The organism is Pseudarthrobacter sulfonivorans (assembly GCF_014712225.1).
GTDB lineage: Bacteria > Actinomycetota > Actinomycetes > Actinomycetales > Micrococcaceae > Arthrobacter > Arthrobacter sulfonivorans.
On sequence record NZ_JACXBW010000001.1, the window covers coordinates 80,133 to 93,742 of the forward strand.

General features: G+C 62.7%; 9 protein-coding genes. 2 read left to right on the plus strand and 7 right to left on the minus strand.

Annotated features, from left to right (window positions below; all coding sequences use genetic code 11):
* Position 1: 1 nt before the first annotated feature.
* From rpsL to IAQ70_RS00425, 4 genes are all read right to left on the minus strand, one after another.
* Positions 2-376 (minus strand): 30S ribosomal protein S12, encoded by a 375-nt coding sequence (gene rpsL, locus IAQ70_RS00410; RefSeq protein ID WP_011692814.1) that lies wholly within the window; start codon positions 374-376, stop codon positions 2-4.
* Between the two features lie 421 nt (positions 377-797).
* A complete protein-coding gene (locus IAQ70_RS00415; protein WP_190987328.1) occupies positions 798-4,697 on the minus strand; it encodes a DNA-directed RNA polymerase subunit beta' in 3,900 nt (1,299 codons plus the stop codon).
* 106 nt (positions 4,698-4,803) lie between these two features.
* Positions 4,804-8,313 carry a DNA-directed RNA polymerase subunit beta gene (gene rpoB / locus IAQ70_RS00420; RefSeq protein ID WP_190987329.1) on the minus strand — a complete coding sequence of 1,170 codons (3,510 nt, stop codon included), beginning with the start codon at positions 8,311-8,313 and terminating at the stop codon, positions 4,804-4,806.
* Positions 8,314-8,610: 297 nt separating this feature from the next.
* Positions 8,611-9,078 (minus strand): hypothetical protein, encoded by a 468-nt coding sequence (locus IAQ70_RS00425; protein ID WP_190987330.1) that lies wholly within the window; start codon positions 9,076-9,078, stop codon positions 8,611-8,613.
* A 221-nt stretch (positions 9,079-9,299) separates the two neighbouring features.
* Here IAQ70_RS00425 and IAQ70_RS00430 point away from each other — a divergent pair, with 221 nt between their 5' ends.
* Together IAQ70_RS00430 and IAQ70_RS00435 are read left to right on the plus strand one after the other, a co-directional pair.
* The gene (locus tag IAQ70_RS00430) at positions 9,300-10,499 is read left to right on the plus strand and encodes an acetyl-CoA C-acetyltransferase (RefSeq protein WP_190987331.1); all 1,200 of its coding nucleotides are present in this window, start codon (positions 9,300-9,302) and stop codon (positions 10,497-10,499) included.
* The gene (locus IAQ70_RS00435) at positions 10,499-10,996 is read left to right on the plus strand and encodes an aminoacyl-tRNA deacylase (RefSeq protein WP_190987332.1); all 498 of its coding nucleotides are present in this window, start codon (positions 10,499-10,501) and stop codon (positions 10,994-10,996) included. Before IAQ70_RS00430 ends, IAQ70_RS00435 begins: the two co-directional genes overlap by 1 nt.
* 126 nt (positions 10,997-11,122) lie before the next feature.
* On the opposite strand, the gene rplL is transcribed toward IAQ70_RS00435, so the two are convergent.
* From rplL to IAQ70_RS00450, 3 genes are all read right to left on the minus strand, one after another.
* The gene (gene rplL, locus IAQ70_RS00440; protein WP_164205871.1) at positions 11,123-11,500 is read right to left on the minus strand and encodes a 50S ribosomal protein L7/L12; all 378 of its coding nucleotides are present in this window, start codon (positions 11,498-11,500) and stop codon (positions 11,123-11,125) included.
* A gap of 80 nt (positions 11,501-11,580) precedes the next feature.
* Positions 11,581-12,180, minus strand: coding sequence for a 50S ribosomal protein L10 (rplJ, locus tag IAQ70_RS00445; protein WP_190987333.1), 600 nt, complete (start codon positions 12,178-12,180; stop codon positions 11,581-11,583).
* Positions 12,181-12,486: 306 nt separating this feature from the next.
* Entirely contained in the window at positions 12,487-13,605 is a 1,119-nt protein-coding gene (locus IAQ70_RS00450) for a GNAT family N-acetyltransferase (protein ID WP_190987671.1), read from the minus strand.
* Positions 13,606-13,610: the final 5 nt, after the last annotated feature.

A 13,610-nucleotide genomic window follows, 5' to 3' on the forward strand; every position in this document is an offset into this window, starting at 1 on the left:
ATTACTTCTTCTCCATCTTTGCGCCGTAGCGGCTGCGTGCCTGCTTACGGTTCTTCACACCCTGGGTATCGAGGGCGCCACGGACGATCTTGTAGCGGACACCCGGAAGGTCCTTAACACGACCGCCGCGAACGAGCACAATGGAGTGCTCCTGCAGGTTGTGGCCTACGCCGGGGATGTAAGCGGTAACTTCAACGCCACCGTTGAGGCGCACACGTGCGACCTTACGCAGAGCCGAGTTCGGCTTCTTGGGGGTGGTGGTGTAAACGCGGGTGCAAACACCGCGGCGCATCGGGCTGCCGTTCAGGGCAGGAGCCTTGGTCTTTTTGACCTTAGGCGTGCGGCCCTTGCGGACCAGCTGGTTAATCGTAGGCACTCTCGTGTTCTCCGTTGGTTTGATCTCTACCGGCACATTCAGGCGTCAGCCGTGCTTGCATCGGTTTTGGCGTTGTCCCTGCAGCCTTGGCGTCTCGAATCTTGCTTAGGCGTGCAAAAGAGTGGCATTCGTCGCGCACCTAGCCCGCAACCCGGAAACAAGCTCACACCCAGCATCATGAGAACAAAACCAAAATGATGCTGCGGCGGCCTTCATCCACTGCCACACAGAACAATTACCAAAATTCTAGCACGGCTTGATCCTGAGCCTTAATCGGGTGTATGGCGGACGACGGCGGAAGCCGGGTGCCGCCGTCGGCCTTCCTCAGAGTCTTCCAGCACTTAAACAGCAACGCGGGGTCACTTTGAGCCCGATCCAGGGTGTGGACCGGGCCGTAAGTGACCCCGCGTTGCTTTAGGCGCTAGCGGAAGTCGTTTCCGAGATCGTAGTCATCCAGCGGGATGGCGTGGAACTCAGGAGCTCCGTCGCCGCCCAGGGAGTCGTACGAGAAGTCACTGAACGCGCTGGGGCCGGTGAACAGGTTGGCCTTTGCTTCCTCGGTGGGCTCCACGGTGACCTCGGTGTAGCGCGGGAGACCCGTGCCGGCCGGGATCAGCTTACCGATGATGACGTTCTCCTTGAGGCCGAGCAGCGGATCGCTCTTGCCTTCCATGGCCGCCTGCGTCAGGACGCGGGTGGTCTCCTGGAAGGAAGCTGCGGACAGCCAGGACTCGGTGGCCAGGGACGCCTTGGTGATGCCCATGAGCTCGGGACGTCCGGAAGCCGGAGTCTTGCCCTCGGACACAACGCGGCGGTTGGCCTCCTCGAAGCGGCTGCGCTCGGCGAGCTCGCCGGGCAGCAGGTCCGATTCGCCGGACTCGATGACCGTGACGCGGCGCAGCATCTGGCGGACGATAACCTCGACGTGCTTGTCGTGGATACCGATGCCCTGGCTGCGGTACACGCCCTGGACCTCGTCCACCAGGAACTTCTGCGCGGCACGGGGACCCATGATGCGCAGAACCTGCTTGGGATCAACCGGGCCGTTGATGAGCTTCTGGCCTACCGTGACGTGCTCGCCATCCTCAATGAGGAGGCGTGAACGGCGCAGTACCGGGTATGCGATCTCTTCAGATCCGTCATCCGGGGTGATGACCAGGCGCATCTGGCGCTCGGACTCTTCGATGGCGATGCGGCCGGCTGCTTCAGCAATCGGTGCGACACCCTTCGGAGTACGGGCTTCGAAGAGCTCCTGGATACGGGGCAGACCCTGGGTGATGTCATCGCCACCGCTGGCGGAAACAGCACCACCGGTGTGGAACGTACGCATGGTCAGCTGGGTACCGGGCTCACCGATGGACTGGGCAGCGATGATGCCGACGGCCTCACCGATGTCCACGGTCTTGCCGGTGGCCAGTGAACGGCCGTAGCACAGGGCGCAGGTGCCGACGCTGGATTCACAGGTGAGTACGGAGCGGACCTTGACCTCGGTGATACCGGCTGCGAACAGCTCGGCGATAACGACGTCGCCGCAGTCGGTGCCGCCGGCCGCAAGGACGTTGCCCTTGGAGTCCACAACATCAACAGCGAGCGTACGGGCGTAGGCGCTGTTCTCGACGTTCTCGTCCAGGACCAGCTCGCCGTTGGCGTCCGGAACGGCAATCGGCGTGACGAGGCCGCGTTCGGTGCCGCAGTCCTCTTCACGGACGATGACGTCCTGCGAAACGTCCACCAGACGACGGGTCAGGTAACCCGAGTTGGCGGTACGCAGCGCGGTGTCAGCCAGACCCTTACGGGCACCGTGCGTGGCGATGAAGTATTCCAGCACCGACAGGCCCTCGCGGTAGGAGGACTTGATGGGGCGCGGGATGATCTCACCCTTAGGGTTGGCCACCAGGCCACGGATACCCGCGATCTGACGGACCTGCATCCAGTTACCACGTGCACCGGAGGACACCATGCGGTTGATCGTGTTCATCGGGGACAGGCTGTCACGCATCGCCTGGGCGATTTCGTTTGTTGCCTTGTTCCAGATCTCGATCAGTTCCTGGCGACGCTCGTCGTCGTCGATCAGGCCCTTGTCGTACTGGCCCTGGATCTTGGCAGCCATGGTTTCGTAGCCGGCAAGGATCCGCGGCTTGTCCTTGGGTACCTCGATGTCCGAGATGGCGACGGTAACGCCGGACCGGGTGGCCCAGTAGAAACCGGCGTCCTTCAGGTTGTCCAGCGTTGCCGCCGTGATGACCTTCGGGTAGCGCTCGGCGAGGTCGTTGACGATCGTGGACAGTTCGCCCTTGTCCGCAACGTTCTCAACCCAGGGGTAGTCCTCGGGCAGGGTCTGGTTGAAGATGACCTGGCCCAGGGAGGTCTGGACGAGTACCGGCTGGCCGGCCTCCCAGCCTTCCGGAGCTTCCCAGCCTGCGTAAGGAACAAAGCCTTCAAGACGGATCCTGACCTGCGAGTTCAGGTGCAGTTCGCGGAGGTCGTAGGCCATGATGGCTTCGGATACCGAGGAGAAGACGCGGCCTTCGCCGGCTGAACCGACACGCTTGGTGGTCAGGTGGTAGAGACCGATGATCATATCCTGCGAAGGCAGGGTGACCGGACGGCCGTCGGACGGCTTCAGGATGTTGTTCGAGGACAGCATCAGGATGCGTGCCTCGGCCTGGGCTTCGGGGCTCAGCGGCAGGTGGACTGCCATCTGGTCGCCGTCGAAGTCAGCGTTGAAGGCGCCACAAACCAGCGGGTGGAGCTGGATTGCCTTACCTTCAACAAGCTGCGGTTCGAACGCCTGGATGCCGAGGCGGTGCAGGGTAGGTGCACGGTTGAGCAGCACCGGGTGTTCGGTGATGATCTCTTCCAGCACGTCCCAGACCTGCGGACGGTAACGCTCAACCATGCGCTTGGCCGACTTGATGTTCTGTGCGTGGTTGAGGTCAACCAGGCGCTTCATCACGAACGGCTTGAAGAGCTCCAGAGCCATCTGCTTGGGCAGGCCGCACTGGTGCAGCTTCAGCTGCGGGCCGACGACGATGACCGAACGGCCGGAGTAGTCCACGCGCTTGCCGAGGAGGTTCTGGCGGAAACGGCCCTGCTTGCCCTTGAGCATGTCGCTCAGGGACTTCAGCGGACGGTTGCCCGGTCCGGTGACCGGACGGCCGCGGCGGCCGTTGTCGAAGAGGCTGTCAACAGCTTCCTGAAGCATGCGCTTCTCGTTGTTGACGATGATCTCCGGCGCGCCGAGGTCAAGCAGGCGCTTGAGGCGGTTGTTGCGGTTGATCACGCGACGGTAGAGGTCGTTGAGGTCGGAGGTCGCGAAGCGGCCACCGTCCAGCTGGACCATCGGGCGCAGTTCCGGCGGGATCACCGGGACGGCGTCGAGAACCATGCCGAGCGGGCTGTTGTTGGTGGTCAGGAACGCGTTGACCACCTTCAGGCGCTTCAGGGCGCGGGTCTTGCGCTGGCCCTTGCCGTTGGCGATGATGTCGCGCAGCAGGTCCGACTCGGCCTGCATGTCGAAGTTCTCAAGACGCTTCTTGATGGCTTCGGCACCCATGGAGCCTTCGAAGTACATGCCGTAGCGGTCGCGCAGTTCGCGGTAGAGGCCTTCGTCGCCTTCGAGGTCAGCGACCTTCAGGTTCTTGAAGCGGTCCCAGACCTGCTCGAGGCGCTCGATTTCGGCGTCGGCACGCTTGCGCACGTTCGCCATCTGGCGGTCGGCGGAGTCGCGGGCCTTCTTCTTGTCGGCAGCCTTGGCACCTTCACCTTCGAGGCGCGCGATCTCGTTTTCGAGGTCGCGGGCGATGGTGGCGATGTCGGAGTCGCGGTTGTCGATCAGCTGCTTCTTCTCGATGTCGTGCTCAACCTGAAGGTTGGGCAGTTCCTCGTGGCGGCTGTCGGCATCGACGCTGGTGATCATGTAGGCGGCGAAGTAGATGACCTTTTCGAGGTCCTTCGGTGCCAGGTCAAGGAGGTAGCCCAGGCGGGACGGAACACCCTTGAAGTACCAGATGTGCGTGACCGGGGCGGCCAGCTCGATGTGGCCCATGCGCTCACGGCGGACCTTTGCGCGGGTGACTTCAACGCCACACCGCTCGCAGATGATGCCCTTGAAGCGCACGCGCTTGTACTTACCGCAGTAGCATTCCCAGTCGCGGGAAGGGCCGAAGATCTTCTCGCAGAAGAGGCCGTCCTTCTCGGGCTTGAGCGTGCGGTAGTTGATGGTTTCCGGCTTCTTAACCTCGCCGTAAGACCAGCCACGGATGTCATCCGCGGTGGCGAGGCCGATCTGCATGAGGCCGAAGGAGGATTCGCTGGACATATGGTCCCTGTTCTCTCTTGTTCTCTAAATTCTGAAGTCTTGGGTTGCGGGAGGAGGGAGGTGACATCCGACGGCGGGTGGTCACCCGCCGTCGGACATCAGCCTGCTAAACCTCTTCTACGGAACTGGGCTCTGCACGAGACAGATCGATGCCCAGTTCTTCCGCAGCCGTGAAGACTGCGTCATCAGAGTCACGCATTTCAATTGTGGTTCCGTCCGTGGAAAGTACTTCCACGTTCAGGCACAGCGACTGCATTTCCTTGATCAAGACCTTGAAGGACTCAGGAACGCCCGGTTCGGGGATGTTCTCGCCCTTGACGATGGCTTCGTAGACCTTCACGCGGCCATGGATATCATCGGACTTGATCGTGAGGAGCTCCTGGAGCGTGTACGCGGCGCCATAAGCTTCCAGCGCCCAAACTTCCATCTCACCGAAGCGCTGGCCACCGAACTGTGCCTTACCACCCAGCGGCTGCTGCGTGATCATGGAGTACGGGCCGGTGGAGCGCGCGTGGATCTTGTCGTCCACCAGGTGGTGGAGCTTCAGGATGTACATGTAGCCGACCGAGATCGGATCCGGGAACGGCTCGCCGGAGCGGCCGTCGAACAAGCGGGTCTTGCCTGAGGAGTTGATCAGGCGGTCGCCGTCGCGGGTGACATTGGTGGAATCCAGCAGACCCGTGATTTCCTCTTCACGGGCGCCGTCGAACACCGGCGTTGCGACAGTGGTGGAGCCACTCTCGCGCGGCAGGTTCGGCAGCTGCTTCATCCACTCGGGCTCACCTTCGATCTTCCAACCGGTCTTGGCAACCCAGCCGAGGTGCGTTTCCAGCACCTGGCCGACGTTCATACGGCCCGGAACACCCAGCGGGTTCAGGACAATATCAACGGGGGTACCGTCGGCAAGGAAGGGCATGTCCTCGATCGGGAGGATCTTGGAGATAACACCCTTGTTGCCGTGACGGCCGGCGAGCTTGTCGCCGTCGGTGATCTTACGCTTGGCAGCCACGTAGACGCGGACCAGCTGGTTCACGCCCGGGGGCAGTTCGTCGTCATTGTCGCGGTCGAAGACGCGGACGCCGATGACGGTGCCGGACTCGCCGTGCGGAACCTTCAGGGAGGTGTCGCGCACTTCGCGGGACTTCTCGCCGAAGATGGCACGCAGCAGGCGCTCTTCCGGGGTCAGTTCGGTTTCACCCTTCGGGGTGACCTTTCCGACCAGGATGTCGCCGGCTTCAACTTCAGCACCGATGTGGATGATGCCGCGCTCGTCCAGGCCTGCCAGGACTTCCTCGGACACGTTGGGGATGTCACGGGTGATTTCCTCGGCACCAAGCTTGGTGTCGCGGGCATCGATCTCGTGCTCCTCGATGTGGATGGAGGAAAGAACGTCCTCGGCAACAATCCGCTGCGAGAGGATGATGGCGTCCTCGAAGTTGTGGCCTTCCCATGACATGAATGCCACGAGCAGGTTCTTACCGAGGGCGAGTTCGCCCTGGTCCGTTGCCGGGCCGTCGGCGATGATGCCGCCGACCTCGAGGCGCTGGCCTTCGTTTACCAGGACGCGGTTGTTGTAGCAGTTGCCCTGGTTGGAGCGCGCGAACTTGTTGATGCGGTAGTTGGTTTCCGTACCGTCGTCGTTGAGCATGATGACCAGCTCAGCGGAGACCTCGGTAACCACACCTGCCTTCTTGGCGATGGTGACATCACCGGCGTCGACGGCGGCTGCACGTTCCATGCCGGTGCCCACGAACGGGGCCTCGGAACGGACCAGCGGCACGGCCTGGCGCTGCATGTTGGCACCCATGAGTGCGCGGTTGGCATCGTCATGCTCGAGGAACGGGATCAGGGCCGTAGCCACGGACACCATCTGGCGCGGGGAAACGTCCATGAACTCGACGTCGGCGGCGGGAACGAGCACGGGCTCGCCTCCACCACCGCGGGCGCGGACCAGGACGGTCTCTTCGGCGAAGCGCTTGTTCTCGTCCAGCGGAGCGTTGGCCTGTGCGATCAGGACCTCTGCCTCGTCGTCGGCCGTCAGGTACTGGACCTCATCGGCCACAACGCCTTCGGAAACGAGACGGTAAGGAGTCTCGATGAAACCGAACGGGTTGATGCGGCCGTAGGATGCCAGCGAACCGATCAGACCAATGTTCGGGCCTTCAGGGGTTTCGATGGGGCACATACGTCCGTAGTGGGACGGGTGGACGTCTCGAACTTCCATGCCTGCGCGGTCACGGGACAGACCACCCGGGCCAAGCGCGGACAGACGGCGCTTGTGGGTCAGACCCGAAAGCGGGTTGTTCTGGTCCATGAACTGCGACAGCTGGGACGTTCCGAAGAACTCCTTGATGGCTGCGACAACCGGGCGGATGTTGATCAGGGTCTGCGGCGTGATCGCTTCGACGTCCTGGGTGGTCATCCGCTCGCGGACAACGCGTTCCATACGGGACAGGCCGGTGCGGACCTGGTTCTCGATGAGCTCGCCGACGGCGCGGATGCGGCGGTTGCCGAAGTGGTCGATGTCATCGATCTCGACGCGCAGCTCGTGGTCCTGGCCGTCGCGCTTGCCCGTGAGGGTCTTCTCGCCGGCGTGCAGGGCAACCAGGAACTTGATCATGGCCACGATGTCTTCAACGTGCAGGACCGAAGCTTCCTTGTCACCAAGGGAGCGGTCGATGCCAAGCTTGCGGTTGATCTTGTAACGGCCAACCTTGGCCAGATCGTAGCGCTTGGAGTTGAAGTACAGGTTGTCCAGCAGGGACTGGGCAGCCTCGACTGTGGGCGGCTCGCCCGGTCGCAGCTTCCGGTAGATGTCCAGCAACGCGTCTTCGCGGGTTTCGGTGGCGTCCTTCTCCAGCGTTGCACGCATGGAGTCGTACTGGCCGAACTCTTCGAGGATCTGGCCTTCGGTCCAGCCGAGGGCCTTCAGCAGAACGGTGACCGACTGCTTGCGCTTGCGGTCGAGGCGTACGCCGACCTGATCGCGCTTGTCGATTTCGAGTTCAAACCAGGCACCGCGGGACGGGATGATCTTGGCAGTGAAGATGTCCTTGTCACTGGTCTTGTCAGCGGTGCGCTCAAAGTAGGCGCCCGGTGAACGGACCAGCTGGGAGACGACCACACGCTCGGTGCCGTTGACGACGAAGGTGCCCTTCTCGGTCATCAGCGGGAAGTCGCCCATGAACACGGTCTGCTGCTTGATTTCGCCCGTGTTGTTGTTCATGAACTCGGCCTTGACGTACAGCGGAGCCGAGTAAGTTGCGTCCCGGTCCTTGCACTCGGCCATGGTGTACTTGGGATCAGCGAACTCGGGATCGGAGAAGCTCAGGGACATGGTGCCCTGGAAGTCCTCGATCGGGGAGATCTCTTCGAAGATGTCCGACAGTCCGGACGTGGTGGCGACGCTGAGGTCGTTTTCTTCGACGGCTTTCGCTACGCGTGCCTGCCAGCGTTCGTTTCCGACCAGCCAGTCGAAGCTGTCCGTCTGCAGGGCAAGCAGATTCGGAACGTCAAGCGGTTCGTGAATCTTTGCGAATGAGAGCCGGCGAGTGGCACCATCAGTGCTGTCGGCGGTGTTAGCGGTTTGGTTATTAGAGGTGCTCGAGGCGACCAAGAGGGATCCTTCCACAGACCTTCAGGCGTTTTCAGATCTCCCCCGCTGTGCACCCTGCGAAATGACTCCGCAGTGCTACCATCCGGTTCCGCTATATGACCCGGGGCCGGGGCTGACCATACAATGACGTTGTTGACGGCACGTTGATGGTCAGCTGCCAGGCAAAGCCCACCGCTATATGAAGGCTGAAGGTAAACAGGGAAGACGCAAATATCTACGATACGGCAAAACCAATTACGTGTCTACCCCACAACCGCACGTTTTGCAAGCACCGATTTTTTCGGTGCAGATCCGTCATCAGAGCGTGAGCGTCACGCCCTCGGCCGTGCAGGCTCCGGCGTTCGCAAAGACCGCGTCACGCACGGCGTCCTTGGTGACCTGGTCCGGTTGGCCGCCGTTCCCGACGACGGCAGAGTGGCTGATGGTCAAGGCGCTCAGCGACGAAAATAATCCCCTCAGGTTTCCCGTGTACCCGTCCTTGGCTTTCCATGCCTTCGAGTAGATCTCCTCGTAGGCGTTGGACGTCGGCTCGCTGGCTCTGTACTCGGCGAAGAGCGAATTGAACAGCTCGCAGCCTTCCTTTACCTTTCCGGCCTGGGGAGCGGATGCGCCGGTAGGGCGCGACGGCGAAGCCTGGGAAGGTGCGGCGCTGGATGTTATGGAAGTAGTCGTCGCAGTAGCGCCCTCCGGAGCGCGCGTGGTTACGCTGCAGGCCGTGAGTCCGGCGAGGCAGACGAAGGCCGCCGCGGCGAGGATTTTCTTCAAGATTCTGCTCCCTGTTTTTGCGCTGCCGTGAGGCTTTGCGTTCGTCGTCCACCCTACGCACCGTGCCGGGGCGGTGCACACTGCGGAGATGGGTAGTTCTCCCCTATCCCCCCGCGCGGACGCCCGGCGGAATCCCCGGGGCCGTTTCTGCGTTTGGATTAATGTGTGAAGAGGCTCACGATAGCCTTTGGCCTACACGTTACAGAGCGGAAGAGATCACAATGGGCAACACCATGAACAACACCGACGTTGTCATCCTGGCAGCAGCGCGGACCCCGCAGGGCCGCCTCAACGGGCAACTGGCGAGCTTTACCGCCGTCGAACTTGGTGCGCACGCCATCAAGGCCGCGCTCACCGCGAGCGGCGTGGATGCAGGCAAGGTGGGTGCGGTCATCATGGGCCAGGTGCTGCAGGCCGGTGCAGGGCAGAACCCGGCACGGCAGAGTGCCATTGGTGCCGGCATCGGCTGGAACGTCCCCAGTGTCACCATCAACAAGGTGTGCCTGTCCGGCCTGACCGCCGTGATTGACGCCGCCCGCATGATCCGCAGCGGCGACGCCACTGTGGTGGTTGCCGGCGGCCAGGAGTCCATGACCCGCGCACCCCACCTGCTTCCCGGCTCCCGCCAGGGCTGGACCTACGGCGCCATCCAGGCTTTGGATGTTGCCGCGCACGACGGCCTCACGGACGCCTTCGACGGCCAGTCCATGGGCCTTTCCACCGAGACCAGGAACCTCACCCTCGGCATCGACAGGACTTCGCAGGACAACGTGGCAGCCCAATCGCACCAGCGTGCCGCGCTGGCTGCGAAAGACGGAATCTTCGACGACGAGATTGCGCCGATCAGCGTCAAGCAGCGCAAGGGCGATCCCCTGGCTGTCGGCACCGACGAAGGCGTCCGGCCCAACACGTCCATCGAGACCCTGGCGGGCCTCCGGGCCGCGTTCGTCACGGACGGGACCATCACCGCCGGGAACTCCTCTCCCCTGTCCGACGGCGCCGCCGCACTGGTGCTTGCCTCCCGCCAGTTCGCCGAGGAAAACGGGCTGGAATACCTGGCCGTGGTGGGCAAGCCGGGCCAGGTCGCAGGCCCGGACAACTCCCTGCATTCCCAGCCGTCGAACGCGATCATGAACGCCCTGGAGCGCGCGGGGTGGAGCACCAGGGATCTGGACTTCATCGAAATCAACGAAGCATTTGGTTCAGTGGCGGTGCAGTCCTTGAAGGACCTGGACTATCCCCTGGAGCAGTGCAACATCCACGGCGGCGCCATCGCCCTGGGCCACCCCATCGGGGCCTCCGGTGCCAGGCTTGCCCTGCACGCCGCCCACGAACTCAAGCGGCGGGGCAGCGGCAAGGCCGCGGTCTCCCTGTGCGGCGGCGGCGGCCAGGGCGAGGCCCTCCTGCTGTACCGCGACTGATGGTGGGGCAAATCGAAAACGGAGGCGCCGCCGTCGGACGTCAGCGCTTCCTGGCTGACGCGGCAGCGCGCGGCCTGGACGTGCAGATTGTGGAGCGGTTGGCGGCCCGGAGCCTGGAGGAGGCTGCCGGGATCCTGGGCATCACGCCGGCCGACATCGTGAAGTCGCTGGTGGTCAAACACAAGGACGGGACATTCCTGTTTGCGCTGATTCCGGGTGACCGGCAGATCTCCTGGCCCAAACTGCGGGCTCTGGTGGGCGTGAACAAGCTGTCGCTGCCGCCGGCCGACGTGGCCCTCGACGCCACCGGGTACGAGCGCGGCACCATCACACCGCTCGGCAGCACCACGGCCTGGCCGGTGTACGCGGACGCCACGATCACGGGCCGGCGGATCTCCATGGGGGCCGGCGAGCACGGCTACAGCGCCTTCGTTGAGGCGGACGAGCTCACCTCGGCCCTCGGCGCCGTCGTCGCTGACATCTCGGAACCCAACTAACCCAACTAAGTAGCAGTACATGTCGTTATGAGCGCTCATAACGACATGTACTGCTACTTACTTGGGTTAAACGCAGGAAAACCCCGCCCACCGAAGTGGACGGGGTTTTCCGTGAAGCAGCGTGAGTTACTTGAGGGTAACGGTGGCGCCGGCAGCCTCGAGCTGCTCCTTTGCCTTCTCGGCAGCTTCCTTGGTGACGCCTTCGAGAACAGCCTTCGGAGCGCTGTCAACAACGTCCTTAGCTTCCTTGAGACCGAGGGAAGTGATGGCGCGAACTTCCTTGATCACTGCGATCTTCTTTTCGCCGGCAGATTCGAGAACGACGTCGAATTCGGTCTTCTCTTCAGCTTCTTCAGCAGCGCCGCCACCGGCGGGGCCTGCAACAGCAACAGCAGCTGCAGTTACTTCGAAGGTCTCTTCGAAGAGCTTGACGAACTCGGAGAGCTCGATGATGGTCAGTTCCTTGAAAGCTTCAATGAGCTCTTCGTTGGTGAGCTTCGCCATGGTGTGGCGTCCTTCCTATAGGTGGTGCTTGGCGGCCTGGGCCGTTGCCTTCGCACCGGAGTCTGGTGGGTAAAGAGAAACTAGTTCTCTTCGGCAGCGGGTGCTTCGGCGGGGGCCTCTGCAGCTGCTTCGGGGGCTTCTTCAGCTGCAGGAGCTTCTTCAGCGGCGGGAGCCTCGGCAGCTGCCGGTGCACCGTTCTCTTCTTCAAGCTTGAGGCGCAGTGCGTCAATGATGCGTGCAGCGGCGGCAGCAGGAGCCTTGAGGATGCCTGCAACCTTGGCGAGCTGCAGCTCGCGGGACTCGAGTGCTGCCAGGGCAGCAACTTCGCTGGCGTTCAGTGCCTTGCCCTCGAAGTAACCGGTCTTGATGACCAGCTGCTTGTTGGCCTTGGCAAAATCCGTCAGGCTCTTGGCAGCGGCAACTGCGTCACCCTTGATGAACGCGATCGCAGTGGGGCCGGAAAGCTCGCCGTCGAATGCTGCGACGCCTGCTTCCTTGGCTGCAATAGCGGTCAGGGTGTTCTTGACGACCGAGAACTTGGTGTCCTGGCCGAGAGAAACACGCAGCTGCTTGAGCTGTGCAACGGTGAGCCCACGGTATTCGGTCAGGACAGCGGCGTTCGATTCCTTGAAATCGTTAGTGATCTCAGCTACTGCTGAAACCTTTGTAGGCGTTGCCATAACCCTCCTTCCGGGGATAGTGCCGGTATGCGACGGTCCCCGCTCAAGGTGAGCTAAAACTAAAAACGCCCCGCGCAGATGCACGGGGCTTGGCTCAACATGGCTAATGCCTTGGAGCGTTTGCTTCGTTCACCTGCGCCGGCCGCCCTATGTCAGGGTCCTTCGTCCAGAAACCCATTTTGGCCTCCCGCGCACAACTGCAGAGTTGAGCTGAGTACAGGAGAATGGATTTCCAACAACCGACGGTCTTTGGTAGTCCAAGCTTACGGGACGCGCCGCCCCTCTACCAAATCGGGCAAACTCGCCTCAGCTCTTGCTGGTACCCAGGTACGGCAGCTCCTTCTGCCAGATGCCTGTCACGCCGGCCGTTGTGAAACCGAGCTGCTGGTTGACCGTCAGCAGGTACCTGTTCTCCGGCGCGTTCCAGGTGTAGATGACGCGGGCGTCGGGGAACTGCTCGGTGAGCCGCTCCATATTGGCCACCTTGATCAGCAGGCCCAGTTTGTTTCCGCGGTGCTCCTGCAGGACCAGCGTGTCATCCTGGAACACGACGTCCGGCCGGTGGGCCAGGACGCTGATCGTGGTAAGGCCCACGAGGGATCCGCTGGCGAGATGCTCGACGGCGGTAACCACCGTTCGCCGTCCCTGCGCGATGGTGACCTCTTCCGCTTCCCGGAGGATCCCGCCGTCGAACACCATGCCCTGCTCGATGGGAGTCTCCAGGGAAGGGTCGACGTCGGCGCCCGCCTGGTTCTCGAGCGCAGCCACCGCTTCCAGCCACTCGTCCGGGCACCTGTCCGTCCAATGGTGGAGCCGGTAGCGGCCGTTGTTTGCCGCATCGGCCTCGGCCTGCAGATCGGCCACGAGCTTGGTATCCAGCGGAAGCATGCACGAACTGAACTGCTCGATGTGCTGGAGGGTGTACCCGGTTTTGCGGGCAAACTCGACTTCCCGGCTTTCCAGCGGCACAAACCCCTGCCCCGAACCCGGTACCAGTTGCGCCTTCTCGAACTCGTGCAGCGACGCCCCGGGGTGGTTGGTGTCCACCAGGATCAGCGTGCGGCCCTCGCTTCGGGCAAGGTGTTCGGCGGCCTGGAGGAGCTTGCGGCCCACACCCTGCCGCTGGATTTCAGGCAGGATGTCCAGCGTGAATTCCGCAAGGTCGAGGTTGTCCGTCAGCGGCAGGGCGATGTCCACTGCGCCCACGATCTCGCCGTCAACCTTGGCCACCAAAATGACCTGGCGCTCGTAAGGGTCGGCCAGCTCAAGCAGTTTTTCCAGCGGCGTGTACGCGAGGTCATCGCTGCCCCACGTCTGCATCCTGACCTTCCGGCCCACCTCCACTGCCGCCAGGAAGTCCGCTGCGTCCGGCGCGTCAAGGGAGTCCGGGATCCATAGCTGCTCGATCCGCACGTCTTTAGCCATAAAGG